This window comes from Microbacterium sp. NPDC059771 (assembly GCF_042732495.1).
GTDB lineage: Bacteria > Actinomycetota > Actinomycetes > Actinomycetales > Microbacteriaceae > Microbacterium > Microbacterium sufflavum.
Genome location: NZ_JBHWHK010000001.1, coordinates 2,556,084 through 2,582,511, shown reverse-complemented (window position 1 = coordinate 2,582,511; position 26,428 = coordinate 2,556,084). Strand labels below are relative to the sequence as shown.

Genomic DNA, 26,428 nt, shown 5'->3' with positions numbered 1-26,428 from the left:
GGGAGCGGCGGGGGCAAGGGGCCCGGCGGCGGCGGGGGGACCGGCGAGGGGTCCAGGAGCGACGACGTGAGTGCTGCCGGTGGGAGCTGCGGCTGTAGAGGCGGCGGTGACGGGTCCTCCGGCGTCGTTGAGATCGTCGAGGAATAGGGATCCAGCAGCGCCGTGGGGACCGGCGAGGGGGCCAGCAGCGACGTGGGGACCGGCGGCAGACTCAGCGGCGAGATGGAGCGCGCGTCGGGGCGAAAGCGCGCGCGAGCGAGCTGACCGAGCACTGGATGACATGAAGTGATCCTCTCATCGGTGAGACGACGAAGGCCCCGTCCGACGAGACGGGGCCTTCAGCGGGGGAGTGGCGACTACTCGTCGTCCTCCGACTTCTTCTTGCGCGGACGCTTCACGGGCTCGGTCGAGATCACTGTGCTGGGCGTGTTCGGCGTCTCGTCGACGTGAGTCTCGTCGACGGTGAGCGGGGCGTCGGGGAAGCCGGCGCGCTCGTGAGCGCCCTGGATCTCCGCGGCCTCGGCCGCCTCGTTGTCCGCCGTGACGTGGTGCTGGTGTGCATCGGCGGCGTCCACCTCGGCCTGCGTGAGCGGAGCCAGACGGTCCTCGAAGAACCAGCGCGACATCGCCGAACGAAGGTTCTCCGTCCACGGGATGCGGCCCTTGGCGTTCGGGCGCACCACGAGGGGCTCGTAGCCGTCGATGTCGATGAGCTTCCAGCGGTCGTACTTGTCGACCGGCTGGTGCACCTCGATGTACTCGCCACCGGGGAGGCGGACGATGCGGCCCGACTCGAAGCCGTGCAGCACGATCTCGCGGTCCTTCTTCTGCAGCGCGATGCAGATGCGCTTGGTGACGAAGTAGCCGATGATCGGGCCGAGGAACAGCAGCACCTGGAGCGTGTGGATCACGCCCTCCATCGTGAGCATGAAGTGCGTCGCGATGAGGTCGGACGATGCCGCCGCCCACAGCACGGCGTAGAAGATGACGCCCGCGACACCGATCGCCGTGCGCGTGGCCGCGTTGCGGGGACGCTGGGCGATGTGGTGCTCGCGCTTGTCGCCCGTGACCCACGCCTCGATGAACGGGTAGATCGCCACGATCACGATGAACAGGCCGAGCACTGCGACCGGAGCCAGGATGCCGAACGACCACGTGTGGTTCAGGAACACGATGTCCCAGTTCGACGGGGCGAGGCGCAGCGCGCCGTCCGCGAACCCGATGTACCAGTCGGGCTGCGTACCCGCCGAGACGGGGGACGGGTCGTACGGGCCGTAGTTCCAGATCGGGTTGATCTGGAAGAACGTCGCGATCAGCACGATGGTGCCGAAGACGATGAACAGGTAGCCGCCCATCTTGGACATGTACACCGGCATCATCGGGTAGCCCACGACGTTGTCGTTCGAGCGGCCGGGGCCGGCGAACTGCGTGTGCTTGTTGATGACCATGAGCATCAGGTGCAGGACGATGAAGGCGATCACCAGCATCGGGAGCAGCAGGATGTGCAGCGTGTAGAGACGGCCGACGATGTCGGTGCCGGGGAACTCGCCGCCGAAGAGGAGGAACGACGTCCAGGTGCCGATCAGGGGCAGGCCCTTGATCATGCCGTCGATGATGCGCAGACCGTTGCCCGAGAGCAGGTCGTCGGGGAGCGAGTAGCCGGTGAAGCCCTCGGCCATCGCCAGGATGAACAGCAGGAAGCCGATCACCCAGTTCAGCTCGCGCGGCTTGCGGAACGCGCCGGTGAAGAACACCCGCAGCATGTGCACGCCGATACCCGCGATGAAGACCAGCGCGGCCCAGTGGTGGATCTGGCGGACCAGGAGCCCACCGCGCAGGTCGAACGAGATGTGCAGCGTCGACTCGAGAGCCGAGGACATCGCGATTCCGCGCATGGGGGCGTATGCGCCCGTGTAGTGCGTCTCGACCATCGAGGCCTGGAAGAAGAACGTCAGGAAGGTTCCGGAGAGGAACACGACGACGAAGCTCCACAGGGCGATCTCACCGAGCATGAACGACCAGTGGTCGGGGAAGATCTTGCGACCGAGCTCCTTGACGAAGCCGGAGAGGCTGGTGCGCTCATCGATGTAGTTCGATGCGGCGCCGACGAAGCGGCCGCCGAGAGGCGCCTTGGTGTCCTTCTCGTCCTTGGACAGCGTTGCGGTGCTCAATGGCGCTCCCAGAAGCTCGGGCCGACGGGTTCGGTGAAGTCGCTGCGTGCGATGAGGTAGCCCTCGTCATCCACGGTGATGGGCAGCTGCGGAAGCGGACGGGCGGCCGGTCCAAAGATGACCTTCGCGTGGTCGGTGACGTCGAACTGCGACTGGTGGCACGGGCACAGTAGGTGGTGCGTCTGCTGCTCGTACAGAGCCACCGGGCAGCCGACGTGGGTGCAGACCTTGGAGTAGGCCACGATGCCGTCGTACGACCAGTCCTTGCGATCCTCGGCCTCGATCAGCTGCTCGGGCCGCAGGCGCATCATCAGCACGATGGCCTTGGCCTTCTCCTCGAGGTAGCCCTCGTCGTGGCCGAGTTCGGCGAGGTCCTCGGGGATGACGTGGAAGGCAGAGCCGAGCGTGACGTCGGCGGCGCGGATCGGCGTACCGTCGGGGTCGCGCACCAGGCGCATCCCCTTGTCCCACATCGTGTGCTTCAGCAGCGCCACCGGGTCGCCCTTGGTCGGGTCGTCCGGCGTGGAATGCGGTGCGAGACCGCGGAACAGCGTGACTCCGGGGATGATCGACGCCACGATCGCCGCGAACAGCGAGTTACGGATCATGGTGCGGCGGCCGAATCCGGACTCCTCGTTGGCGTCGGCGAACGCTTTGATGGCGGCCTCGCGCGTCGAGTCCTTGCCCCGCGTGGGGTGGCGCAGCTCGACGTGCTCCTTGTCGGACATGAGCGCCTTCGACCAGTGGATCGCGCCGATGCCGAGGGCGAGCAGCGCGAGAGCGATGCCCAGACCGATGAAGAGGTTGTTCTGCCGGATGTCGATGAGCGCGCCGCTCTCGATCGGGAACAGCATGTAGGCGGCGACCGCCCAGATGCTGCCGGCGAGCGACAGGTAGAACAGCGTGTAGACGGTACGGACCGCAGCCTTCTCAGCGCGCGGGTCCTTATCGGTCATCCGCTCGCGGTGCGGCGGCAGCCCGGGGTTCTGCACGGGATCGCTGACTGCGACACCCAGCCCCGGAGAGGGCTGGTAGGCCCTGTCAAGAGCCTGCGAGTCGTCGTCGTGTGCCATGGTGCTCCTCGTACGTTCCTCTTCGATGAATATGCGTCAGTTGGACTTCGCCGTGATCCACACGGTGATGGCGACCAGAGCGCCGATACCGAAGATCCACACGAACAGGCCCTCGGAAACCGGGCCGAGCGACCCCAGCGAGAAGCCACCGATCTGCACCGACTGCTGCTGGAAGAGCAGGGCCGAGATGATGTCGCGCTTGTCCTCGTCGGACAGGTTCATGTCGCCGAAGACCGGCATGTTCTGCGGGCCGGTGACCATGGCGGCATAGATGTGCAGCGCGCTGGTCTCGGTGATCGCGGGGGCGTACTTGCCCTCGGTCAGAGCACCACCGGCGGCCGCGACGTTGTGGCACATCGCGCAGTTGACGCGGAAGAGCTCGGCACCGTGCGCGACGTCTCCCTCGCCGTCCAGGATGCGGTCGGACGGGAACGTCGGACCGGGGGCCTCGGACTGCACGTAGGCCGACATCGCGAGGATCTGCTCCTCGGTGAACTGCGGCTCCTTCTGCGGTGCCTGCGGGCCCTGCATCTGCAGCGGCATGCGGCCGGTCGACACCTGGAACTCCACAGCCAGCTCGCCGACGCCGTAGAGGCTCGGTCCGTTGGGGGTGCCCTGCAGGTCGAGGCCGTGACAGGTGGCGCAGTTCGCCTGGAACAGCTTCTCGCCGTCCTCCACCGTCAATTGCGTCGCCGCGCTGGGGGCGTCGTTGGCCGCGAAGGCGGCGGACGCTCCTGCGTACACGGCGCCCGTGATCATCAGTCCAGCTCCGATGAGCGCGGCCGCCGCCAGTGGGCTGCGACGACCGCTCGAACGGCGCTTCTTCTCTCGTGCCATCTCGGGGATCAGCTCCGCTCTTATTTCAGGAAGTAGATAACGAAGAACAGCACGATCCAGACGACGTCGACGAAGTGCCAGTAGTAAGACACCACGATCGAGGACGTCGCCTCCTTGTGCCGGAAGTTCTTGACGGCGTACGCGCGGCCGATGACGAGGAGGAACGCGACGAGACCGCCGGTGACGTGCAGGGCGTGGAAACCGGTCGTCAGGTAGAAGGCCGAGGCGTACGAGTCGGCCTGGATGGGCATGCCCTCCGCGACCAGCTGCGCGTACTCCCAGACCTGGCCGGAGACGAAGATCGCGCCGAGGGCGAAGGTGAGGAAGAACCACTCGACCATGCCCCAGCCGAACAGGCGACGGCGACCGGCGCCGTTCTTCTGGCCCTTCGCGATGCGGTAGGGCTGGAGGTCCTCGGCCGCGAACACGCCCATCTGGCACGTGAACGACGAGAGCACGAGGATCGCCGTGTTGACGGCCGCGAACGGCACGTTCAGAAGCTCGGTACGGTCGGCCCAGAGTTCGGGTGAAGTGCTGCGGAGCGTGAAGTAGATCGCGAAGAGTCCCGCGAAGAACATCACCTCGCTGCCGAGCCACACAATGGTGCCGACAGCTACCGGGTTGGGCCGCTTGATCGTTCTCGCCGCCGGGGCATACGTCGCTGAGGTCGTCACCCCTCCATTATGGCCGATCCGCGGACGTGATTCTTGCACCCACGGCCGTCGAATCCCTCGTCAGGGACTTAGGGGACCCTAAGAGATCACTGCGAATCATCGGTGAATCCGCGGGAAACGGCGGTCGACACCCGTCTGCGCGGAAGCGCGGATCGATCTGCACGTTTTCTCCGCGCCGATAGGATCGCACACATGGCTGAATCCCTGACCTGGTCCGATGTGCTCACCACCCTCCTCGAGCGTCGGGACCTCAGCGTCTGGGAATCCACCTGGGCGATGCGCCAGATCATGTCGGGCTCGGTCACCGAGGCGCAGCTCGCGGGGTTCCTCATCGCACTCAGGGCCAAGGGGGAGACCATCGACGAGATCGTCGGCTTCCGGGACGCGATCCTCGAGGCGGCCGTTCCTCTCCCGGTCTCGCCGGACGTTCTCGACATCGTCGGAACGGGCGGCGACCGCGTCGGGACCGTCAACGTGTCCACGACCGCGGCCATCATCATCGGCGCCACCGGAGTCCCTGTCGTTAAGCACGGCAATCGCGCTGCGAGCTCGGCATCCGGCTCCTCCGACGTGCTCGGCGCGCTCGGCCTGGAGCTCTCGCTGGACCCCGCTGCCGTGGCCTCGATCCTCGACCGGACCGGGATCACCTTCGCGTGGGCCGGGGCGTTCCATCCCGGTTTCAAGCACGCGGGAGCTGTGCGCGCGCAGCTCGGCGTTCCGACCGTGTTCAACATGCTCGGCCCGCTCTGCAACCCCGCACGAGCCGAAGCGAACGCGGTGGGGGTGGCGCAGATGGAGCGGGTCCCGCTCATCACCGGCGTCTTCCGCACCCGCGGCGCCACCGCCCTCGTGTTCCGCGGAGACGACGGGCTGGACGAGCTCACCACGACCGGTCACAGTCGCATCTGGGAGGTGACCAGAGGCGACATCCACGAGCACGACCTGGATCCGCGCGACCTCGGCATCCCGCTCGCCGACCTCGCCGACCTGATCGGCGGCTCGCCCGAGCACAACGCGGAGGTGCTGCGACGCACGCTCGCGGGTGAGACCGGGCCCGTGCGTGACATCGTGCTGCTCAACGCCGCGGCCGGCATCGTCGCGTTCGAGCTCTCGCAGGACGCCACGCAGGTGCAGCGGCCGATCCTGGAGCGTCTGCGTGAGGGATACGCTCGCGCGTCCGCGGCGGTGGACGACGGGCGGGCCCTCGCGAAGCTCGATGCGTGGATCGGTGCGAGCCGCGAACTGGCCGCCGTCGAGGAGTGACCATGGAGCCCGTCGACGCCCTCCTCGAGATCGCCTCGCTGCTCGAGCGCGAGCGGGCATCGCGGTATCGGGCGAAGGCGTTCCGGCAGGCAGCCGCCACGTTCGAGGATCTCCCCGAGGACGTGCGGAACGACCCCACCCGGCTTCGCGCCGCACGGGGGATCGGGGAGTCGACGTTCGCCGTAATCCGCCAGGCCCAGGAGGGCCGCATCCCCGAGTACCTCGTAGAGCTGCGCGGCGAGGTCGAACCCGAGCGGGTCTCGGAGCTGCGGGGCCGACTGCGCGGCGACCTGCATGCCCACACCGACTGGTCGGACGGCACCACATCCATCGAGGTGATGGCCGCCGCCGCTCGGGCCCAGGGGCACGAGTATCAGGCGATCACCGATCACTCGCCGCGTCTGCGGGTGGCGCGTGGCCTCTCCGCCGAACGGCTGCGGGAGCAGATGCCGCTCGTGCGGGCGCAGTCTGGCGACGGTTTCACGCTGCTCGCGGGCATCGAGGTGGACATCCTCGAAGACGGGTCTCTCGACCAGGACGACGATCTCCTCCGGGAACTCGACATCGTGGTCGCCTCCGTGCACTCGAAGCTGCGCATGGACGCCAGGCCCATGACCGCGCGCATGATCGCCGCCGTCTCGCATCCACGCGTCAATGTGCTCGGTCACTGCACAGGCCGGCTCGTGCAGGGCGACCGGGGGACGCGCCCGCCGTCGGCCTTTGACGCTGCGGCGGTTTTCGCCGCCTGTGCCGAGAACGGCGTGGCCGTGGAGATCAACTCGCGACCGGAGCGACAGGATCCACCCGACGAGTTGATCGCGATCGCTTTGGAAGCCGGGTGTCTCTTCTCGATCGACTCCGACGCCCACGCGCCGGGACAGCTCTCGCTGCTGGACTACGGTGCCGAACGCGCCGAGCGTGCGGGAGTGCCCGCGTCGCGCATCGTCACCACCTGGGGTCTGTCCCGCCTGCTCGCCTGGGCGGAGTGACGCTCACTCCTCGGTCGCTGCGCGTCCGGCCTCCGTCACCGCGGTGACCGCCCGCGTCATCGAGCCGCCGAGGTTCCACCTCTCCGCCAGTGCCGTCGCCGTCGTGACCTCGCTCTCCGACAGGGCACGGAGGGGGACGTCCGGTGTGGCGATCGGGAGATCCGTCGCCACGGCCACGACGGTCGGTGCGACATCGAGGTAGGCCGTCGCTGCGAGGATCTTGGCGCGCACCCCTGCGCTCATGCCCTCACCCGCCTCCGCCGCCTCCCGGATCCCCACCAGGTCGCCGTGCACCCCCAGCAGCGTGGCCGCCGTCTTCTCGCCCACCCCGGCGACGCCGGGGAGGCCGTCGGACGCATCTCCTCGCATCGTGGCGAAGTCGGCATACTGCGACGGGAGCACCCCGTACTTGGCGACGACGGTGGCGTCGGTGACCACCTCGAGGTTGCTCATGCCGCGCGCCGTATAGATGACCCGGACGTCGGCGGCGTCGTCGACGAGCTGGAAGAGGTCGCGATCGCCCGTCACGATGTCGACCGGCATGGATGCGTGCGTCGCCAGGGTGCCGATCACGTCGTCGGCCTCGTGCTCGGCCACACCGACGATCGGGATCCCGATGGCGGCGAGGGTCTCGCGGATGAGCGGGATCTGCGCCTCGAGGGGATCGGGCACCTCCTCGACGTCCGGCGCACCGGCCACGACCTCCACCACGCGGTGCGTCTTGTAGCTCGGGATCAGGTCGACGCGCCACTGCGGCCGCCAGTCGTCGTCCCAGCAGGCGACCACGTGCGTCGGCTGATACAGGGTGATGAGCTTCGCGACGATGTCGAGCAGTCCTCGCGCGGCGTTGATGGGGGAGCCGTCCGGGGCGGTCACCTTGTCGGGCACGCCGTAGAAGGCGCGGAAGTACAGACTGGCGGTGTCGAGCAGCATGAGGCGTTCGGCGCGGGGCATGGCTTCAGGGTAGAGCGTGCGTGCGCACGGGTCAGCAGCCGGGGGCGGTGGGTTGCTCGGTGCACGTGTGACGGACGAGCGCTGTGGTGGCCTCATAGATGCGGATGGCCTGGCCGGGCCCGGGGATGGTGAGCTCGCCGGGGAGGGGCACCCAGCCGCTGCCGGTGTCGAGCTCGGCGGTGTAGTGGACGGCGGTGGTGGCGGTGTAGGTGCCGCGGGCGCGGTACACGTGGCTGGTGGGGGTGGGGGTGAGCTGGGATTGACGGAGCGCGGCCCACGGGAGTCCCGGCGTTGTGGTGGATGTGGTCGTGCCGTCGCCGTAAACGAAGTCGTAGCGGACCGGCGTGAAGCGCACGGTGATGGGCGTGCCCAGGAGAGTGCCGGTGCGGGCCGGAGGGGCGGTGGGGGTGAGGAAGTTCGTGGGGAGTCCGGCGACGCCGATGTTGGACGGCTCGGCGCTGGTGGCGGCCGGGTCCGGCGCGAACTGGGCGACATCGGTGATCGTGAGCGCGGGACCCGGGGCAGCAGGCCGGGGTGCGGGAGGAGTCTGAGGCGCCGTGGCGCGGCATCGTTCATCGGCTATGCCCGCGCACACGTCGGACTGACGGTTCTGGTCCGGGCGGGGGTAGCGACGGGGCGTGCCCGTGTGGCGTGCGTCGGGGGTGGCTTCGACGGGGGATGCGCCGGGACGAGTCTGTGACGCCGACACGGTGACCTCTGAGTCATCGAGACTCGACGACCACGACGCTTCCGAACCGATCTGTGGCGGGGGTGTGTTCGTGGCCATCATGAGCACGATGGCAAGCGACAGGCCGCGCGATCTCGCTAGCACGTCAACATGTCCGTTGGAATCGCGGAGGAGATTGCCAACCGTGTCGCTGTATCGGCTGAAATCATCTTCACTTCTACGGCCCGCCGAGGGGGCCTGTCCGCGGGCACGACAGAGTGACCCTCCGCATCCAGAACATCAACACTGGAAACATCAATGCAGAGATGGACGACGACTGTCCGAGTCTCGGCATCGTAGCTGCTGGGGGTGAAGTGATCGAATGACGATGCTCCGGTCCGCGTAACACCGCTGGCGTAGTAGTCGCTGAAGTTCTTGCGGGCGGAGTCGAGAGCGTCCGCTCGCAGCCAGGCGAACACCGCGTCGAAAGTGGTGGCGTCGGTGAGGATCGTCGAGTTGGATGCATCGGTATACGCGCGATACGTTGCTTCGGCGGCGGCGAAGGCATCTTCCTTGTTCGCGAACAGCGGGGTGGCGGTGGGGCTCGGGGTCGTGTGCGGGGTTTGTGCGCAGGCGGCGAGGCTGAGGAGCGTGGCGACGAGTGCGGCGGTGAGCGTCGCTCGGAGCCGGATGGTGGATGACGGGATCACCCGGTCACGGTACGGGGAATGCGGGGTCGGGCGTCGCGGTTGTCCACAGGGGAGCGGCGAACTCTCCGCTCGCGGGCGGATCGCTTCTTCTGATAGCCTGAATCGTCACTCGTGGCGTGCATGCGCATGCCCAGGTGCCGAACAATCACAATCCAACCGCTGTGAAGCATGCTGTCGGCCGTGCGCGGCCGCGCTTCCAGCCCGAGTATCCATTCAACAAGGACAACCCACTACATGACTACCGCAACGACCGCCCCGGCCACCAAGCAGGTCGCCATCAACGACATCGGATCTGCTGAGGACTTCCTGGCCGCGGTCGAGAAGACCCTGAAGTTCTTCAACGACGGCGACATCATCGAGGGCACGATCGTCAAGATCGACCGCGATGAGGTCCTCCTCGATGTCGGCTACAAGACCGAGGGCGTCATCCCCTCGCGCGAGCTCTCGATCAAGCACGACGTCGACCCCAACGAGGTCGTCGCCGTCGGCGACCAGGTCGAGGCCCTCGTTCTCCAGAAGGAGGACAAGGAAGGCCGCCTGATCCTCTCCAAGAAGCGCGCCCAGTACGAGCGCGCCTGGGGAGACGTCGAGAAGATCAAGGAGAACGACGGCGTCGTCACCGGTACGGTCATCGAGGTCGTCAAGGGTGGACTCATCGTCGACATCGGCCTCCGTGGCTTCCTCCCGGCGTCGCTCATCGAGCTGCGCCGCGTGCGCGACCTCACGCCGTACCTCGGCCAGGAGATCGAGGCGAAGATCCTCGAGCTCGACAAGAACCGCAACAACGTCGTCCTCAGCCGCCGCGCGCTGCTCGAGCAGACGCAGTCGGAGTCGCGCACCACGTTCCTGAACAACCTGCACAAGGGTCAGGTCCGCAAGGGTGTCGTCTCGTCGATCGTCAACTTCGGTGCGTTCGTCGACCTGGGCGGCGTGGACGGTCTCGTGCACGTCTCCGAGCTGTCCTGGAAGCACATCGAGCACGCCTCCGAGGTCGTCGAGGTGGGCCAGGAGGTCACCGTCGAGATCCTCGAGGTCGACCTCGACCGCGAGCGCGTCTCCCTGTCGCTGAAGGCGACGCAGGAGGACCCGTGGCAGGTCTTCGCCCGCACCCACGCGATCGGTCAGGTCACGCCGGGTAAGGTCACCAAGCTCGTCCCGTTCGGTGCGTTCGTGCGCGTCGCAGACGGCATCGAGGGCCTCGTCCACATCTCCGAGCTCTCCAGCAAGCACGTCGAGCTGGCCGAGCAGGTCGTGTCGGTCGGCGAAGAGGTCTTCGTCAAGGTCATCGACATCGACCTCGAGCGTCGCCGCATCTCGCTGTCGCTGAAGCAGGCCAACGAGTCGGTCGACCCCAACGGCACCGAGTTCGACCCGGCCCTGTACGGCATGCTCGCCGAGTACGACGAGAACGGCGAGTACAAGTACCCGGAGGGCTTCGACGCCGAGACCGGTGCGTGGAAGGAAGGCTTCGACGCCCAGCGCGAGGCATGGGAGCAGGAGTACGCTGCGGCCCAGGCTCGCTGGGAGGCGCACAAGGCTCAGGTCGCCAAGGCGGCCGAGGCCGAGGCTGCGGCCGGCGACGACTTCGGTGGCCAGTCCTTCTCGAGCGAGTCGGCCGGTGCCGGCACGCTCGCCGATGACGAGGCTCTCGCCGCTCTGCGCGAGAAGCTCTCGGGCGGTAACTCCTAAGTAACATTCCGAGAAGGGCCGTCACCCCGCCTCCGGGTGGGTGTGGCGGCCCTTTTCGCGTACCGGATTCGGTGGCGATCCGCTGCGTGACGGAACATTACGACCGCATTCGTAACACAGGAGCCGCTCCGCCAGCATGGGCCTATGACCGCCCTGCTGCCCGCGTCGCGCACCGCCGACGTCACGACGACCGCAGCGACGGCGCAGGACGTGCGACTCGACGCCGTCGAACGGTCCTTCCCGATCGCACGAGGCACCCGCCGGGTGCTGCGCGGCATCGACCTGGACATCCGCGCGGGGGAGATCGTCGCCGTCGTCGGCCCCTCCGGGTGCGGCAAGTCGACTCTCCTGCGTCTCGTGGGCGGACTCGATGCCCCGAGCCGCGGCAGCATCCGCATCGGGGGCACCGCGGTCGCCGACGTGGACGAGCGCACCGCGGTCGCCTTCCAGGAGCCGCGGCTGCTGCCCTGGCGGACGATCGCACAGAACGTCGAGCTCGGCCTGCCGCGAGGCACCGGGCGTCGAGCGGGACGCGCGCGCGTGCAGGAGCTGCTGCACCTGGTGGGACTCGACCATGCCGCCGATCAGCGCCCGCGTGAGGTTTCCGGGGGCATGGCGCAGCGGGCATCCCTCGCGCGAGCCCTCGCCCGCAACCCCTCCGTGCTGCTGCTCGACGAGCCCTTCGGCGCGCTCGACGCCCTCACGCGCCTGCGCATGCACGACCTGCTGCTGAAGATCCACGCAGCCGAGCCCACCACCGTGCTCCTCGTGACGCACGACGTGGAAGAGGCCCTCTACCTCGCCGACCGCGTGCTGCTGCTGCGCACCCTCGGCGACCACGACCACGACCACGCCTCCGTCGCCCGCGCGATCGAGGTGCCGGGAGCCCGACCCCGCGACCGCGCCGACCGCGGCCTCGCCGACCTGCGCGCCGACCTCCTCGAGGGACTCGGCGTCGACACCCACCACCGCAGCACCGAGGAGACCCGATGAGCACCATCACCCGCCGAATCATCCCCGCGATCGCGATCGCCGGGACGATGATGCTCGTCGCGACCGGCTGCGTCGCGGGCGAGAATGCGACCGCCGACACCGACACGGACGCCGCACCGGCGGCCGACGCCGAGTGGTCGTCCGATACCCTCTCCATCGACTTCGCCACCTACAACCCGCTCAGCCTCGTCGTGCGCGACCAGGGGATCCTGGAGGACATCCTGGGCGACGACGTGACGGTCGAGTGGGTGCAGTCCGCCGGCTCCAACAAGGCGAACGAGCTGCTCCGCTCCGGCTCGGTCGATGTCGGCTCGACCGCGGGATCCGCGGCGCTGCTCGCCCGCGCCAACGGCTCGCCCATCCAGGTGATCGACATCTTCTCGCAGCCGGAGTGGTCGGCGATCGTCGTCGGACCCGACAGCGACATCACCTCGGTCGAAGACCTGAAGGGCGCCTCGGTCGCGGCCACCAAGGGCACCGATCCCTACTTCTTCCTGCTGCAGGCGCTGGACGAGGCGGGCCTCTCCCTGTCCGACGTCGAGGTGCAGAACCTGCAGCACGCCGACGGTCGCGCCGCGCTCGACGGCGGCTCGGTGGACGCGTGGGCCGGGCTCGACCCGATCATGGCAGCCGCCGAGGTCGAGTCGGGGGACACGCTCGTCTACCGCAACGTCGACTTCAACACCTACGGCTTCCTCAACGCCACGGAGGACTTCCTCACCGAGCACCCCGACCTCGCCCAGGCCGTCGTCGACGCCTACGAGCAGGCGCGCGAGTGGGCTCTGCAGAACCCCGAGGAGACGGCGGCGCTGCTCGCGAAGGTCGCGGGCATCGACGTCGAGGTCGCCACCACCGTGATCCAGGAGCGCTCGAACCTCGACGTGAGCGGCATCCCCGGAGACGACCAGCTCGCGGTGCTCGAGAAGATCGCGCCCGTGCTCGCCGAGTCCGGCGACGTGCAGGGAGGCCAGGCGTCGGTCGACAAGGCGCTCTCGTCGATCGTGAACGACACGTTCGCGAAGAAGGCGGTCGGGGACGAGTGACCGATCTCGACCAGCGGGCCATCGTCCCGGCGGACTCGCGGGACGCGCTCGACGTCGCGAAGGGCGAGCACCGGCGTCCGGCCGGCGCGGGGCACGGGTGGAACCGCCCCGCCGTGCGGGTCGTCGCCGGGCTCGTGCTCCCGCTGCTGATCCTCGGCGCCTGGCAGTACGTGACCGCGACCGGGATCGTGCCGCCCTACCGGCTGCCCGCACCCGCCTCGGTCGTGACGGCCGGTGTCGAACTCGCACAGCGCGGAGAACTGTGGACGCACATCGCGATCTCCGTGCAGCGCGTGCTGCTCGGCTTCGCGATCGGCTCGGTGATCGGTCTCGCGGTCGCCGGGATCGTCGGTCTCTCGCGCCTCGGCGACGCGCTGCTGAGTCCCACGCTCGCCGCGCTGCGGGCCGTGCCCTCGCTCGCCTGGGTGCCGCTGCTCATCCTGTGGATGCAGATCGGCGAGGAGTCGAAGGTCACCCTGATCGCGATCGGTGCCTTCTTCCCCGTGTACACCACCGTCGCCTCGGCCCTGCGACACGTCGACCCCCAGCTGGTCGAGGCCGGCCGCTCGTTCAGCCTTCGCGGATGGTCGCTGTTCCGAGTGGTGCAGCTGCCCGCCGTGATCCCCTCCGTCGTGTCCGGGCTGCGGCTCGCCCTGGCTCAGGCGTGGCTGTTCCTCGTCGCCGCGGAGCTCATCGCGTCGTCGATGGGGCTCGGCTTCCTGCTGACCGACTCCCAGAACAGCGGACGCGTGGATCGGATCCTGCTGTCGATCGTGCTGCTGGCCCTGCTCGGCACCCTCACCAACGGGGTGCTCGCGCTGGTCGAGAAGTACCTGCTGCGACGATGGACGTGACCGCGACCGAGGCCCGGCTGCACGAGACGCGCGTCTACCCGCCGTCACCGCTGTTCCCGGACGCCAACGTGACCGCCGAGGCCTACGCCAGGGCGGCCGCCGACCCCACCGCGTTCTGGGAGGAAGCGGCGCGGCGGCTGGAGTGGTCTGCACCGTGGCACACCGCGCACGAGTGGGAGCCCCCGATCGACGGGCGCGTTCCGGCCGCGCGGTGGTTCGTCGGCGGACGGCTCAACGTGGCCGTGAACTGCCTCGACCGCCACGTCGCCGCGGGCCGCGGAGACCGGGTCGCGCTGCACTTCGAGGGCGAGCCGGGCGACCGGGAGTCGGTGACGTACGCCGAGCTGCTGCTCCGGGTGTCCCGCGCCGCGAACGCCCTCACGGCGCTCGGCATCGGCGCGGGCGACCGGGTCGTGATCTACCTGCCGGTGCTCGTGGAGACGGTGGTGGTCACCCTGGCGTGTGCGCGCATCGGTGCCGTCCACTCGCTCGTGTTCGGCGGGTTCTCGGCGGAGGCCGTGCGCTTCCGGCTCGAGGACACCGGTGCGAAACTCCTCGTCACCAGCGACGGGCAGTTCCGGCGCGGTGCCGCGACTGAGGTCAAATCCACCGCCGACCGCGCGGCAGCGGGCCTTGACACCCTGGAGCACGTCCTCGTGCTGCGCCGCACGGGCCAGGACGTGCCGTGGACCGAGGGCAGAGACGTGTGGTGGCACGAGGTGGTCGACACGGCCTCGCCTGTCCACGACGCGGAGGCGTTCGACGCGGAGCATCCGCTCTTCGTGATCTACACCTCCGGCACGACCGGGAAGCCCAAGGGGCTGGTGCACACGTCCGGCGGCTACCTGACGCACGCGAGCTGGGCGCACTGGGCGCATTTCGACGCGAAGCCGGACGACGTGCACTGGTGCACAGCCGACCTGGCCTGGGTCACCGCGCACACGTACGAGATCTACGGACCGCTGTCGAACGGTCTGACGCAGGTGATCTACGAGGGCACGCCGGACGCCCCGCATCGCGAGCGGCACCTCGAGATCATCGAACGGTACGGCGTCACGGTGTACTACACGGCCCCGACGCTCATCCGCACGTTCATGACCTGGTTCGGCGCGGACCTCCCCGCGGGTCACGACCTGTCCTCGCTGCGTCTGCTGGGCACGGTCGGCGAGGCGATCAACCCGGAGGCCTGGGTGTGGTTCCGCCGCACCTTCGGCCGCGATGAGCTGCCCGTGATCGACACGTGGTGGCAGTCGGAGACGGGGGCCGCGATGATCGCGGCGCTGCCGGGGGTGACGGCGCTCAAGCCCGGCTCCGCCTCGGTCCCGCTGCCCGGCATCGACGTCGCCGTGGTGGACGAGCACGGCGACGAGGTCGCCGCCGGTCAGTCGGGCACGCTCGTGGTCCGGCGGCCGTGGCCAGGCATGGCGCGGACGGTGTGGGGCAACCCACAGCGCTATCGCGACGCGTACTGGTCGGCGTACGCCGGCCGGGGCGAGCACGGCGGCTACTACGTCGCGGGTGACGGAGCCACGAGGGATGCGGACGGGTACATCTGGATCCTCGGCCGGCTCGACGACGTCGTGAACGTGTCGGGTCACCGGCTCTCCACGATCGAGATCGAATCGGCCCTCGTGGCCCACGACACCGTCGGCGAGGCGGGCTCGGCCGGAGTGCCGGACGCCGTCACCGGACAGGCCGTCGTGGCGTACGTGACCCCGTCCGGCCGGGCAGAGGTCGAACCGGCCGCGCTGCGCGAGCAGGTCGCACGGGCGATCGGCCCGGTCGCGAAGCCCCGACACATCGTCGTCGTGCCTGATCTGCCGAAGACCCGCTCCGGCAAGATCATGCGCCGACTGCTGGCAGAGTTGTGGGAGGCCGAGCACGACCGCCGAGCCGGTCGAGTGCCCCGCCCCCTCGGGGACACCACCTCGCTGCAGAACCCGTGGGCCGTCGACGACATCGCCGACGTGCTCTCCGCCGCCGAACTGAGGACATCATGACGGAAGAACATCGCTTCGGGTTCCGCACCAGGGCCCTGCACGCCGGCGGCACGCCGGACGCGTCGACGGGCGCACGGGCGGTTCCGATCTACCAGACCACGTCGTTCGTGTTCGACGACGCGGCGGACGCCGGAAACCTGTTCGCTCTGCAGAAGTACGGCAACATCTACTCGCGCATCGGCAACCCCACGGTCGCCGCGCTCGAGGAGCGCCTGGCCTCGCTGGAGGGCGGCATCGGGGCCGTCGCGACCGCCTCGGGCATGAGCGCGGAGTTCCTCACCTTCGCGGCCCTCGTCGGGGCCGGGGACCACGTCGTCGCCGCGGCACAGCTCTACGGCGGCACGGTGACGCAGCTCGACGTGACCCTGCGCCGCTTCGGCGTCGAGACCACGTTCGTCGCCTCGACCGACCCTGTCGACTTCGCCGCGGCGATCCGTCCGGAGACGAAGGTCGTGTACGTCGAGATGATCGGCAACCCCTCCGGCGAGATCGCCGATATCGAGGGTCTCGCCGCGGTCGCCCATGCGGCGGGCGTCCCGCTCGTCGTGGACGCGACGCTCGCCACGCCCTACCTGGCGCGTCCGCTCGAGCACGGTGCGGACATCGTGATCCACTCGGTCACCAAGTTCCTCGGCGGCCACGGGACCACCCTCGGCGGTGTCGTGATCGAGAAGGGCACCTTCGACTGGGGCAACGGGAAGTTCCCGCAGATGACGGAGCCCGTCGCGTCGTACGGCGGCATCCGGTGGTGGGACAACTTCGGCGAGTACGGCTTCCTCACCAAGCTCCGCTCCGAGCAGCTGCGCGACATCGGGCCGGCGCTGAGCCCGCAGTCGGCGTTCACCCTGCTGCAGGGCATCGAGACGCTGCCGCAGCGCATCGATGCGCATCTGGCCAACGCCCGGGTCGTCGCGGACTGGCTGGCATCCGACCCGCGGGTCGCCTACGTCACGTGGGCGGGTCTGGAGGATCATCCGCATCACGAGCGTGCGGCGAAGTACCTCCCGCTCGGTCCCGGCTCCGTGTTCGCGTTCGGGGTGGCCGCGGACGACGGGCGTGCCGCGGGGGAGAAGCTGATCGAGAACCTGCAGCTCGCGTCGCACCTGGCGAACATCGGCGACGCCAGGACCCTGGTGATCCACCCGGCCTCGACCACGCACCGCCAGCTCACCGAGGAGCAGCTCGTGGACGCCGGGGTGCGTCCCGATCTGATCCGCATCTCGGTCGGGCTGGAAGACGCGGACGACATCCTCTGGGACCTGGATCAGGCCCTCACCATCGCGACGGGAGTCACCCGATGAGCGCCACGACCTCGACCGGCGACGCCTGCGCTCTTCCGGCGGCGCCCGCGGACGGGCAGAGCTGCGCCCTTCCCACGGCCGCGCCCGCCCCTGGTCGCACGTGGACGGGGCCCACGCAGCAGGAGCGATTCGCGCTGCTCCGCAGGGCGAGAACCATCGCGATCGTCGGAGCGTCGAACAACCCGGCACGGGCGTCGTTCTTCGTCGCGACCTACCTGCTGTCCAGCACGGCCCACCACGTGTACCTCGTGAACCCGCGGGAGACCGAGATCCTCGGACAGCCCGTCTACGCCTCCCTCGCGGACCTTCCCGTGCGGCCGGACATCGTGGACGTGTTCCGTCGCCACGACGACCTGCCGGGCGTGGCGCAGGAGGCGATCGACGCGGGGGCCTCGACCCTGTGGCTCCAGCTCGGGTCGTGGAACGAGGAGGCCGCCACGATCGCCGAGGCCGCGGGGCTCGCGGTGGTGATGGACCGGTGCATCAAGATCGAGCACGCACGCTTCCACGGCGGACTGCATCTCGCGGGATTCGACACCGGCGTGATCAGCTCGCGACGGCAGTTGCTCGCGCGCTGAGGCCCGTGGTGGGGAACCTAGACTGACGTCATGCCCCTCATCGCCCTCACCGGTGGCATCGCCTCCGGGAAGTCGACCATCGCCCGTCGTCTCGCGGAGCACGGAGCGATCATCGTGGATGCGGACGCGATCGTGCGCGACGTGCAGGCGCCCGGGTCGCCGGTGCTGGAGCGGATCGCCGAGGTGTTCGGCCCGGAGGTCATCGCGGAGGACGGCTCCCTGGATCGGCCGGCGCTGGGCGCGCGGGTGTTCGGCGACCCGGAGCAGCTGGCGCAGCTGAACGCGATCGTGCACCCCGCCGTGCGCGACGAGTCGCAGCGCCGCTTCACGGACGCGCTCGCCGCCGATCCGCACGCGGTGGTGGTGTACGACGTGCCGTTGCTGGTGGAGGCGAGGGTCGACGACCCGTGGGACCTGATCGTGGTCGCGCATGCCCCGGCGGAGGAGCGTCTGCGTCGGCTGGTCGAGCTGCGGGGCATGGACGAGGCTGCCGCCCGCGAGCGCATCGGCGCGCAGGTGTCCGACGAGAAGCGTCTGGCGATCGCCGACGTGGTGATCGAGACCGGCGGCGCTCTCGCCGAGACGGTCGCGCAGGCCGACGCGCTGTGGGAGCGCCTCCGCACCGGCTGACCGACCGGACGTTCAGCATTTCTCCAGGTGCGCAGAACGTCGCCGATATTCTGGAAGGGCGTGGGGACGCACCAGGGGATGGTCTGCTGGGGGAGAGCTTTTTTCCGCGCGCTGGGGAGTGGAAGAAGTGACTCAGTCGAGCCATGGCATCTCGCGTCGGACTCTGATCAAGGGAGCGGCCTGGTCGGCCCCCGTCATCGCGGTGGCCGTCGCTGCGCCGCTGGCGGCAGCCAGCGCGACCGTCGTCCCGAACAGCACGGCGAACTACTACTGGGACGCGGAGGCGCAGGGCGCGTTCACCAGCCTGGTCGCGGCGAGCGGTGGCCTGCGCGCCACCTTCAGCACCCAGATCAGCTATCGGGCGAACCCCTGGATGAGTCCGCCCGCCGGTGGCTCGCTCGTCGTGGTCGTCACGTTCTCCTCTCCCGTCACGCTCGACCCCGCGTCGTCGTTCGGGGCCTGGGTGCCGCAGCCCGTCGGCGGCTCCACCGCCACGAGCTTCACCTTCATCAGGACGCCGTCGAGCTTCGGCGACGCGCTGAGCTTCAACGTGATCGGCTCGGCGCCCGGCGAACTGCGCTCGACCGCGACCATGACGCTCCTCAACGGCGGGAGTGCGACCGCGACCACCGAGCCCTCGGCGGAGACGGCGGTCCTGGTCGCCTGACCCGGCCCCGATGTCGGAGGGGCGGCCTACGCTGGAAGCATGCAGCCCACGCGCAGTGTCCGTCCCTTCGAGGTCATCAGCGAGTACGCCCCGGCCGGTGATCAGCCGCAGGCCATCGCCGACCTCGCCTCGCGCATCAACGCGGGCGAGACCGACATCGTCCTCCTCGGCGCCACGGGTACCGGCAAGTCCGCGACGACGGCGTGGCTGATCGAGCAGGTGCAGCGTCCCACGCTGGTGCTCGCGCACAACAAGACCCTCGCCGCCCAGCTCGCCAACGAGTTCCGCGAGCTCATGCCGAACAACGCGGTGGAGTACTTCGTCTCGTACTACGACTACTACCAGCCAGAGGCGTATGTGCCGCAGACGGACACCTTCATCGAGAAGGACTCGTCGATCAACGCCGAGGTCGAGCGGCTCCGACACTCCACCACCAACTCGCTGCTGAGCCGGCGCGACGTGGTCGTGGTGTCGACGGTGTCGTGCATCTACGGCCTCGGCGCGCCGGAGGAGTACCTGCGAGCCATGGTGGCGCTGCAGGTGGGGGAGCGGTACGACCGCGACGCGCTCATCCGGCAGTTCATCGCGATGCAGTACAACCGCAACGACGTCGACTTCTCGCGGGGCAACTTCCGGGTGCGCGGCGACACGATCGAGATCATCCCCGTCTACGAGGAGCACGCGATCCGCATCGAGCTGTTCGGCGACGAGATCGAGGCGCTGTACTCGCTGCACCCGCTCACCGGCGAGGTGATCGAGAAGCTCGACGCCGTGCCGATCTTCCCCGCGTCGCACTACGTCGCCGGAACCGACGTGATCCAGCGCTCCATCGGCACGATCGAGCACGAGCTGGAGGAGCGGCTGAAGGAGTTCGAGCGCCAGGGCAAGCTGCTGGAGGCGCAGCGTCTCCGCATGCGCACCACGTTCGACCTGGAGATGCTGCAGCAGCTCGGCTTCTGCTCGGGGATCGAGAACTACTCGCGGCACATGGACGGCCGCATGCCGGGCGAGCCCCCGCACACGCTGCTCGACTTCTTCCCCGACGATTTCCTGCTGGTGATCGACGAGTCGCACGTCACGGTGCCGCAGATCGGCGCGATGTACGAGGGCGACGCCTCCCGCAAGCGCACGCTGGTTGACCACGGCTTCCGGCTGCCCAGCGCGATGGACAACCGCCCGCTGCGGTGGGACGAGTTCAAGAACCGCATCGGGCAGACCGTGTACCTGTCGGCGACGCCGGGCAAGTACGAGATGGGCATCGCCGACGGCGTGGTGGAGCAGATCATCCGCCCGACGGGTCTGGTCGACCCGGAGATCATCGTGAAGCCGTCGAAGGGGCAGATCGACGACCTGCTCGAAGAGATCCGGCTGCGGGTCGAGCGCGATGAGCGCGTACTCGTCACGACGCTGACGAAGAAGATGGCCGAGGAGCTCACCGACTTCCTCGGCGAACACGGCGTGCGGGTCCGCTACCTGCACTCCGACGTCGACACGCTCCGCCGAGTGGAACTGCTCAGTGAGCTGCGCGCCGGCGTGTACGACGTGCTCGTGGGCATCAACCTGCTGCGTGAGGGCCTCGACCTGCCCGAGGTGTCGCTGGTGGCGATCCTCGACGCCGACAAGGAGGGCTTCCTCCGCTCCGGCACCTCGCTCATCCAGACGATCGGCCGCGCGGCGCGAAACGTCTCGGGTGAGGTGCACATGTACGCCGACAACATGACCGACTCCATGGCGAAGGCCATCGAGGAGACCGATCGGCGTCGCGAGAAGCAGATCGCGTACAACAAGGAGAACGGCATCGACCCGCAGCCCCTGCGCAAGCGGATCGCCGATATCACCGAGGTGCTCGCCCGCGAGGGGGCCGACACCGCCGACCTGATGTCGGGCCGCGGCCGGGCCTCGGGCAAGGGCAAGTCGCCGACGCCGAACCTCCGGCGCACGGGCATCGCGGCCGAGGGAGCGCAGCAACTCGAAGCGACGATCCAGGACCTGACCGATCAGATGCTCGCGGCGGCCGCCGAGCTGAAGTTCGAGCTCGCGGGTCGCCTGCGCGACGAGGTGCAAGACCTCAAGAAGGAGCTCCGCTCGATGGAGCGGGCCGGGCACGCCTGAGTGGAGTGGCGATGGATGACGCAGGGAACGACCTCGCCGATCGGATCCGGGCGCTGCTGAGCGCGGACGACGCGATCGAGGAGCGCCGGATGTTCGGAACCAAGGCGTTCCTGGACGGCGGGCGCATCCTGGTCGGCGCACGCACGGGCGGTGTGCTCCTCGTCCGCGTGGACGACGAGAACGGGGCGGCGATGCTCACGGAACCGGGCGTGTCCCGCGCGGTGATGGGCTCGCGCACCATGAGTTCCGGGTGGCTCGATGTCGCGCCGTCGGCGATCGAGGACGATGCCGCGCTGATGCTCTGGCTCGATGTCGCGCGCGAGTCGACAGGTGCCGCGGTCGAGGTGGCTTCCGACGAGAGCTAGGGGCAGTGCACGAGGGTCTTCGGACCCGATCGGTCGATCTCGTGCTGTGTCATCGGCGCCCCGCACAGCGGGCAGGCCCGCTCGGCGCGCTCGGCAGCGCTGGGAGGCGGCGTCTTCTCGTACGGTCCGACGGACGCGGGACCGGCGAGACGGACCAGGTTGGTGTTGACCCAGGTGTAGAGGCCCCCGGCCTCGCGGATGCGGGTGCGAAGCGGGGGCCGAGTGGAGTCGTTCGACATGTTCATTAGTGTACTAATGATTCGTGCAGATGTATAGTCGATCCGTGACCGCCACCGACGACCTGCTCCGCCTCGAGAACCAGCTGTGCTTCGCGATCGTCACGGCCGCTCGCAACATCGTGGCGATCTACCGCCCGATCCTGGAGCCGCTGGGACTGACGCATCCGCAGTACCTGGTCATGCTCGCGCTGTGGGAAAGGGCGCCGCGCACCCTCAACGACCTTGCCGCAGACCTCGCGCTGGAGCCGGCGACGGCCTCGCCCCTCGTCAAGCGCCTGGAGACGGACGGCCTCGTGGCACGACAGCGCAGCGCCGAGGACGAGCGTCGGCTCGAGATCACGCTCACGGAGGCGGGCGTGGCGCTGCGTGCTCGCGCTGTCGACGTGCCCGTGCAGGTCATGCGCGCCGTCGGCATGAGCATCCAGGAGGTCGGTGCGCTCCGCGACGGACTCGGCGCTTTCGCCGGGCGCCGGCTCGACAGCGGCTCCACGGCAGCGCCGTCCGCCTGACCACGCCCGCGCCGCGCCCGACCCTAGGGTGGACTCATGTCGCGCACCGAGGCCCCCACTCGCGGAGCCCTGCGCGCGAGCGGTCGCGGAACACTCCGCCGGATCCTGCTCCTCGGCGGGGTGGTCGGTCTCTTCGCTCTGCTGATGCTCGCCGCGGCGCTTCAGGGGCAGCCGCAGTTCGCGCCGTCGTCGCCGCCCCCGCCGGAACAGCAGCCGGACGCGGTCGTCGTCCCCGAGACGACGAGCTCGCCCCTCCCGGAGCTGGAGCCGCCGGAGGACTCGGTGCTGCAGAACATCCTCGGCGTCGTGTTCGGAGCGCTGCTCGCCGCCGTCGCGGTGCTGGTGCTCGTGGTCGTGGCACGGTGGGCCGTCCGCCGCCTCCGTGATCTGTGGCGCGATCGTCCCCTGCGGCGCACGGACGCGGTCGTCCCGGACGCCGCGTCCGGCGGGCCTGTGGTCGAGGCGGCCCCCGACGATGCGGTCATCCGCCGGGGAGTCGACGCAGCGCTCCGAACGATCGCGGAACGTCCGCGGGCCGCCGACGCCATCGTCTCCGCCTGGGTCGGACTGGAGGAGTCGGCGGCGGATGCCGGGGCCGGCCGCTCGGCGACGGAGACGCCGTCGGAGTTCACGGTGCGTATCGTCGGGCGCCGGGCGGGCATCCGCGACGACGTGATCACGCTGCTCGGTCTCTACGAGCAGGTGCGCTTCGGCGGCCGCGTCGCCGACGAGGCGGATCGCGCTGCCGCGGCCGCGAGTCTGCGCGGCATCAGGGAGGGGTGGCGATGAGGGCGCGGACCGTCGCGATCGCCGCGGGCTGTGTGCTGCTCGCGGTCGCCCTCGTGCTGGGGCTGCGCGCCGCAGGTGTCCCGCTGGCGTTCGCGGTGTCGTGGACGACGGTCGCCGCGGCGGTGTCCCTCGCTCTGCGCGGGGTCCTGGTCGACGATCCCGTCCTCTGGCCGCCCGAGCGTCCGCCGCGCGAGGCCAGGGGCTCCGAGGTGTCCCGGCTGGCATGGGCGATCAACACACGTTCGGGCGTTGCGGGGACCATCCTCGTGCGCCGCGTGCAGAACGTGCTCCGCCGGCGGCTCGCACACCGCGGCCTCGACCTCGACGATCCCGCCGACCACGCGGCCATCGACGCGCTGCTCGGCCAGGGCATCCGCGCGGGACTGTCCCGCCGCGAGGTGCGGCGCGACGACATCGAGAGAGCGTTGGACGCGCTCGAACGCATACCCACCGACACGGAGGAGACAGCATGACCACGGACGAGACCACCGAGATCGCGACCACGGGTCGCCGTGTGCTGGAGGGGGTGCGCAGCGTCGTCGTCGGTATGGACGAGACGCTCACACTCGCCCTCGCGGCGATCCTGGCCGGGGGTCACGTGCTGTTCGAGGACGTGCCGGGGCTCGGCAAGACGCTGGCCGCGCGGAGCCTGGCCCAGGCGCTGGGACTCGAGTTCCGACGGCTGCAGTGCACGCCGGACATGCTGCCCGGCGACGTGACGGGCTCGTACGTGTACGCCCCGACCGAGGGGGACTTCGTCTTCCGGCCCGGGCCGATCTTCACGGGTCTGCTCCTCGCCGACGAGGTGAACCGCACCACGCCCAAGACGCAGTCCGCGATGCTCGAGGCGATGGCCGAGCGGCAGGTCACGGTGGAGGGGAACCGTTTCCCACTGCCGCAGCCCTTCCACGTGATCGCGACCTCCAACCCCATCGAGTACGAAGGGACCTACGCCCTGCCGGAGGCGCAGCTCGACCGGTTCATGGTGCGCCTCACCGTGGGCTACCCCGCCCCGGACGACGAGACGCGCATCATCGTCGACAGGGTGCGGCGGCAGACGCCCGACGTCCGCGTGCCCGCCGTGGTCGACACGGAGGGGCTTCTCGCGCTCCAGGCGGCGGTCGAGCGCATCAACGTCGATCAGGACGTGGTGCGCTACGCCGTGGACCTGACGAGGGCGACCCGCGAGGCGGTGAACGTGTCGGTGGGTGCCTCGCCTCGCGGATCCCAGGCGCTCGTGCTGCTCGCCAGGGGCGTCGCGGCACTCGAGGGGCGGTCGTACGTGCGGCCCGACGACGTCAAACGCGTCGCCGTCCCTGTGCTGGCGCATCGGCTGACACTCACTCCGCAGGCCTGGGCGCAGGGGGTGGATCCGGGTGGAGTCGTGGCGGCGGCGGTCGAACGCACCCCGGTGCCGCCGACCGTCGCGGCCGTGCGATGACCGACGAGACCGCGACGACGGCATCCGCGAGGGTGACGTGGCATCGGACGCCCGTGATCGCGCTCGGCCTCGCCGGGGCGGCCGTGCTCGCGGGTCTCGGACTGGTGCTGTCGCGCCCCGACGTGATCGCGGTGGCTCTGCCGCTCGCCCTCGCGGCGGTGTGGGCGCTGCTGCGCCGTCCGCGCGACGGGGAGCTGCGGGTCGCCCTGCACGCTGCGCCCGACGCGGGGGAGGACGCCGTGGTGCGCGTCACCGCCGACGTCGTCCTCGACGCCGAGCACGTGCAGCTCGCGGTCGAGGGGCGGGGGCGTCGCACCGCGCTCGCGGAGGTGCGGCCGGGCACGGCCGTGCTGTCCGCTCGGACGAGGCTGTCGCACTCGGGGCCGGTCGAGCTGATGGGGCTGATCGCCCGGGGCACCGCGATCGACGGCGCCTGGGTCTCCGACCGCGGACCGCGCACGGCGATCGGGTGGAACGCCGCACCGAAGACGAGGAGGATCGATCGGCTGCCGGTGGCTCCGCGCCTCGCGGGGCTGAACGGCTCGCACGAGGGGCGTCGCGCGGGTCAGGGCGGCGACTTCCACGACATCCACCCGTTCGTCCCCGGGGATGAGGTGCGGAGGGTGGATTGGCGCGCGACGGCTCGTGCCGCCCGACGCCCCGGCGACCTGCTGGTGCGGCGGGTGAACGCGCTGAGCGACTCCTCGGTGGTGATCGCGATGGACACGGCGGAGGACCTCGGATCGGTGGTGGCCGCGTGGGGGACCGACGACCCGGACCGCACGGGTGTCACCTCGCTCGACCTCGCGCGCGAGGCGGCTCTTTCCGTGGCGACCGCCGCGGTCGGAGCCGGGGATCGGGTCGCGTTCCACGCGCTCTCGCCGGGCGGACGCAGCGTGCCGATCGGCGGGGGAGCCCGGCACCTCGCGCGGCTGCGCGCCGCCGTCGCCGCCACGGGTCCGAGTGCCGACTCGTCCTACCGGCGCTCGCCTGTCGTACCGACGGGCTCGATCGTGTTCGTGCTCTCGACCTTCGCCGACGGGGTGGCTGCGCGACTCGCGACGCAGTGGCGGGCCGCCGGTCACGCCGTCGTCGCGATCGATGTGCTGCCGCAGCTCGACGGCGCACGGCTCACCAGGGAGCAGCGCATCGCCCTGCGCACGCTGCTGGCCGAACGCGCCGACATCCTCGCCGAGCTCCGGCGCGCGGGGGTCGAGGTGGTGGCCTGGGCAGACGACGGCGTCGATGTGGCGTTGCGGGTGGCGGCGGTGCGCCAGCAGCGGAGCCGGAGGGTGGCGCGGTGACCGCTCGCACGCGAGGGTTCGACGTGGGCGCCTGGGTGCCCGGGGTGACGCTGCGCGTCCTGACCGTGGCTCTGGTGCTGCTCGGCGTGCTGGTGCTTCACCCCACGCCGTTCTGGCGGGGTGTGGCGGTGGTCGCGGCTCTCGTGGGGGCCGTGCTGCCGCGGTCGCTCGCAACATGGGTGGGGGCGGCCTGCCTGCCGTTCGGGCTGCTGCTGTCCGAGCCGGCGCCGGAACGGACGGCGGTCGCCCTCGTGCTCGTCCATGCGATCCACATCCTCGCCGCGCTCAGCCTCACGGTGCCCGCGGCCGCTCGCCTCACGCTGAGGTCGCTCCGGCCGACGGCGGTGCGGTTCGTCGTGATCCAGCTGGTGGCCCAGTCGCTGGCGCTCGGCGTCTGGGCGTTGTCGCCCGAGCAGGTCGAGCGCGGTGCGGCCTGGCTCGCCCCGGCGGCGGCGTCACTCCTCCTGGTCGTCGTGGTCGTCGCATGGCTGGTCCTGCGGCGGGAGAACGGCCCCGTCCCGCGGGCCGTCGCGGCCCCGTCGACGGGAGGGGATCGCCCCTAGCGGAGCCGATGTC

The 26,428-nt window shown here is 69.9% G+C and carries 27 protein-coding genes; 19 read left to right on the top strand and 8 right to left on the bottom strand.

The genetic code is table 11. The features are described from left to right. Positions 1-356 precede the first annotated feature (356 nt). The 4 genes from ACFV3I_RS12360 to ACFV3I_RS12345 are packed head-to-tail and all read right to left on the bottom strand — an operon-like array spanning position 357 to position 4,755. The gene (locus ACFV3I_RS12360) at positions 357-2,171 is read right to left on the bottom strand and encodes a cytochrome bc complex cytochrome b subunit (RefSeq protein WP_136045370.1); all 1,815 of its coding nucleotides are present in this window, start codon (positions 2,169-2,171) and stop codon (positions 357-359) included. After that, positions 2,168-3,244 carry a ubiquinol-cytochrome c reductase iron-sulfur subunit gene (locus ACFV3I_RS12355; protein WP_136028787.1) on the bottom strand — a complete coding sequence of 359 codons (1,077 nt, stop codon included), beginning with the start codon at positions 3,242-3,244 and terminating at the stop codon, positions 2,168-2,170. The genes ACFV3I_RS12360 and ACFV3I_RS12355 overlap by 4 nt, the downstream gene beginning before the upstream one ends. 36 nt (positions 3,245-3,280) lie before the next feature. After that, entirely contained in the window at positions 3,281-4,081 is an 801-nt protein-coding gene (locus tag ACFV3I_RS12350; protein ID WP_136028788.1) for a c-type cytochrome, read from the bottom strand. A gap of 20 nt (positions 4,082-4,101) precedes the next feature. Further along, positions 4,102-4,755 carry a heme-copper oxidase subunit III gene (locus ACFV3I_RS12345; protein ID WP_136028789.1) on the bottom strand — a complete coding sequence of 218 codons (654 nt, stop codon included), beginning with the start codon at positions 4,753-4,755 and terminating at the stop codon, positions 4,102-4,104. A gap of 192 nt (positions 4,756-4,947) precedes the next feature. Between ACFV3I_RS12345 and trpD the strand changes: the two genes are divergently transcribed. Both trpD and ACFV3I_RS12335 read left to right on the top strand, forming a co-directional pair. Further along, entirely contained in the window at positions 4,948-6,018 is a 1,071-nt protein-coding gene (trpD, locus tag ACFV3I_RS12340) for an anthranilate phosphoribosyltransferase (protein ID WP_378822953.1), read from the top strand. A 2-nt stretch (positions 6,019-6,020) separates the two neighbouring features. Next, the gene (locus ACFV3I_RS12335) at positions 6,021-7,007 is read left to right on the top strand and encodes a PHP domain-containing protein (protein ID WP_205814370.1); all 987 of its coding nucleotides are present in this window, start codon (positions 6,021-6,023) and stop codon (positions 7,005-7,007) included. Positions 7,008-7,010: 3 nt separating this feature from the next. Here ACFV3I_RS12335 and ACFV3I_RS12330 read toward each other — a convergent pair whose 3' ends face one another. The 3 genes from ACFV3I_RS12330 to ACFV3I_RS12320 all read right to left on the bottom strand — a co-directional run bounded on the left by ACFV3I_RS12330 (position 7,011) and on the right by ACFV3I_RS12320 (position 9,338). Continuing rightward, on the bottom strand, positions 7,011-7,961 hold the full coding sequence (locus ACFV3I_RS12330; protein ID WP_136028792.1) for a 5'-3' exonuclease: 951 nt from the start codon (positions 7,959-7,961) through the stop codon (positions 7,011-7,013). Positions 7,962-7,992: 31 nt separating this feature from the next. Then, a complete protein-coding gene (locus ACFV3I_RS12325) occupies positions 7,993-8,670 on the bottom strand; it encodes a hypothetical protein (RefSeq protein WP_378822950.1) in 678 nt (225 codons plus the stop codon). Positions 8,671-8,786: 116 nt separating this feature from the next. Beyond that, positions 8,787-9,338 (bottom strand): hypothetical protein, encoded by a 552-nt coding sequence (locus tag ACFV3I_RS12320; RefSeq protein WP_378822948.1) that lies wholly within the window; start codon positions 9,336-9,338, stop codon positions 8,787-8,789. A gap of 234 nt (positions 9,339-9,572) precedes the next feature. On the opposite strand from ACFV3I_RS12320, the gene rpsA reads away from it, so the two are divergent. The 11 genes from rpsA (at position 9,573) to ACFV3I_RS12265 (ending at position 21,570) form a co-directional block, all read left to right on the top strand. Next, positions 9,573-11,027 (top strand): 30S ribosomal protein S1, encoded by a 1,455-nt coding sequence (gene rpsA, locus ACFV3I_RS12315; RefSeq protein ID WP_136028795.1) that lies wholly within the window; start codon positions 9,573-9,575, stop codon positions 11,025-11,027. Positions 11,028-11,171: 144 nt separating this feature from the next. Then, a complete protein-coding gene (locus ACFV3I_RS12310) occupies positions 11,172-12,020 on the top strand; it encodes an ABC transporter ATP-binding protein (protein WP_378822947.1) in 849 nt (282 codons plus the stop codon). Continuing rightward, the gene (locus ACFV3I_RS12305; RefSeq protein ID WP_378822945.1) at positions 12,017-13,063 is read left to right on the top strand and encodes an aliphatic sulfonate ABC transporter substrate-binding protein; all 1,047 of its coding nucleotides are present in this window, start codon (positions 12,017-12,019) and stop codon (positions 13,061-13,063) included. The genes ACFV3I_RS12310 and ACFV3I_RS12305 overlap by 4 nt, the downstream gene beginning before the upstream one ends. Next, a complete protein-coding gene (locus tag ACFV3I_RS12300; protein WP_378803798.1) occupies positions 13,060-13,917 on the top strand; it encodes an ABC transporter permease in 858 nt (285 codons plus the stop codon). Before ACFV3I_RS12305 ends, ACFV3I_RS12300 begins: the two co-directional genes overlap by 4 nt. Then, on the top strand, positions 13,908-15,917 hold the full coding sequence (acs, locus tag ACFV3I_RS12295; protein WP_378822943.1) for an acetate--CoA ligase: 2,010 nt from the start codon (positions 13,908-13,910) through the stop codon (positions 15,915-15,917). The genes ACFV3I_RS12300 and acs overlap by 10 nt, the downstream gene beginning before the upstream one ends. After that, a complete protein-coding gene (locus tag ACFV3I_RS12290; protein ID WP_136028801.1) occupies positions 15,914-17,218 on the top strand; it encodes an O-acetylhomoserine aminocarboxypropyltransferase/cysteine synthase family protein in 1,305 nt (434 codons plus the stop codon). The genes acs and ACFV3I_RS12290 overlap by 4 nt, the downstream gene beginning before the upstream one ends. Then, positions 17,215-17,796 carry a CoA-binding protein gene (locus tag ACFV3I_RS12285; RefSeq protein WP_378822941.1) on the top strand — a complete coding sequence of 194 codons (582 nt, stop codon included), beginning with the start codon at positions 17,215-17,217 and terminating at the stop codon, positions 17,794-17,796. The genes ACFV3I_RS12290 and ACFV3I_RS12285 overlap by 4 nt, the downstream gene beginning before the upstream one ends. 30 nt (positions 17,797-17,826) lie before the next feature. After that, positions 17,827-18,426, top strand: a complete 600-nt coding sequence (coaE, locus tag ACFV3I_RS12280; protein WP_136028805.1) for a dephospho-CoA kinase — start codon at positions 17,827-17,829, stop codon at positions 18,424-18,426. Between the two features lie 127 nt (positions 18,427-18,553). Then, positions 18,554-19,093: a hypothetical protein gene (locus tag ACFV3I_RS12275; protein WP_168442771.1), complete on the top strand. Its 540-nt coding sequence runs from the start codon at positions 18,554-18,556 to the stop codon at positions 19,091-19,093. A 39-nt stretch (positions 19,094-19,132) separates the two neighbouring features. Beyond that, entirely contained in the window at positions 19,133-21,205 is a 2,073-nt protein-coding gene (gene uvrB, locus ACFV3I_RS12270) for an excinuclease ABC subunit UvrB (RefSeq protein ID WP_136028809.1), read from the top strand. Between the two features lie 11 nt (positions 21,206-21,216). Continuing rightward, positions 21,217-21,570 carry a TfoX/Sxy family protein gene (locus ACFV3I_RS12265; RefSeq protein WP_378822938.1) on the top strand — a complete coding sequence of 118 codons (354 nt, stop codon included), beginning with the start codon at positions 21,217-21,219 and terminating at the stop codon, positions 21,568-21,570. Here the strand turns inward: ACFV3I_RS12265 and ACFV3I_RS12260 are convergent. Beyond that, positions 21,567-21,809 carry a hypothetical protein gene (locus ACFV3I_RS12260; protein ID WP_205812731.1) on the bottom strand — a complete coding sequence of 81 codons (243 nt, stop codon included), beginning with the start codon at positions 21,807-21,809 and terminating at the stop codon, positions 21,567-21,569. The two genes, ACFV3I_RS12265 and ACFV3I_RS12260, sit on opposite strands and share 4 nt — an antisense overlap. A gap of 44 nt (positions 21,810-21,853) precedes the next feature. Here ACFV3I_RS12260 and ACFV3I_RS12255 point away from each other — a divergent pair, with 44 nt between their 5' ends. The 6 genes from ACFV3I_RS12255 to ACFV3I_RS12230 are packed head-to-tail and all read left to right on the top strand — an operon-like array spanning position 21,854 to position 26,415. Further along, positions 21,854-22,318, top strand: coding sequence for a MarR family winged helix-turn-helix transcriptional regulator (locus ACFV3I_RS12255; protein ID WP_378822936.1), 465 nt, complete (start codon positions 21,854-21,856; stop codon positions 22,316-22,318). 36 nt (positions 22,319-22,354) lie between these two features. Further along, a complete protein-coding gene (locus ACFV3I_RS12250) occupies positions 22,355-23,107 on the top strand; it encodes a DUF4129 domain-containing protein (RefSeq protein WP_136028815.1) in 753 nt (250 codons plus the stop codon). Beyond that, positions 23,104-23,580 (top strand): hypothetical protein, encoded by a 477-nt coding sequence (locus ACFV3I_RS12245; RefSeq protein WP_240745375.1) that lies wholly within the window; start codon positions 23,104-23,106, stop codon positions 23,578-23,580. The genes ACFV3I_RS12250 and ACFV3I_RS12245 overlap by 4 nt, the downstream gene beginning before the upstream one ends. Then, positions 23,577-24,548, top strand: coding sequence for a MoxR family ATPase (locus tag ACFV3I_RS12240; RefSeq protein WP_247981842.1), 972 nt, complete (start codon positions 23,577-23,579; stop codon positions 24,546-24,548). Before ACFV3I_RS12245 ends, ACFV3I_RS12240 begins: the two co-directional genes overlap by 4 nt. Beyond that, positions 24,545-25,852, top strand: coding sequence for a DUF58 domain-containing protein (locus tag ACFV3I_RS12235; RefSeq protein ID WP_378822933.1), 1,308 nt, complete (start codon positions 24,545-24,547; stop codon positions 25,850-25,852). The genes ACFV3I_RS12240 and ACFV3I_RS12235 overlap by 4 nt, the downstream gene beginning before the upstream one ends. Next, positions 25,849-26,415: a hypothetical protein gene (locus tag ACFV3I_RS12230; RefSeq protein WP_136036529.1), complete on the top strand. Its 567-nt coding sequence runs from the start codon at positions 25,849-25,851 to the stop codon at positions 26,413-26,415. The genes ACFV3I_RS12235 and ACFV3I_RS12230 overlap by 4 nt, the downstream gene beginning before the upstream one ends. The last annotated feature ends 13 nt before the right edge of the window (positions 26,416-26,428 follow it).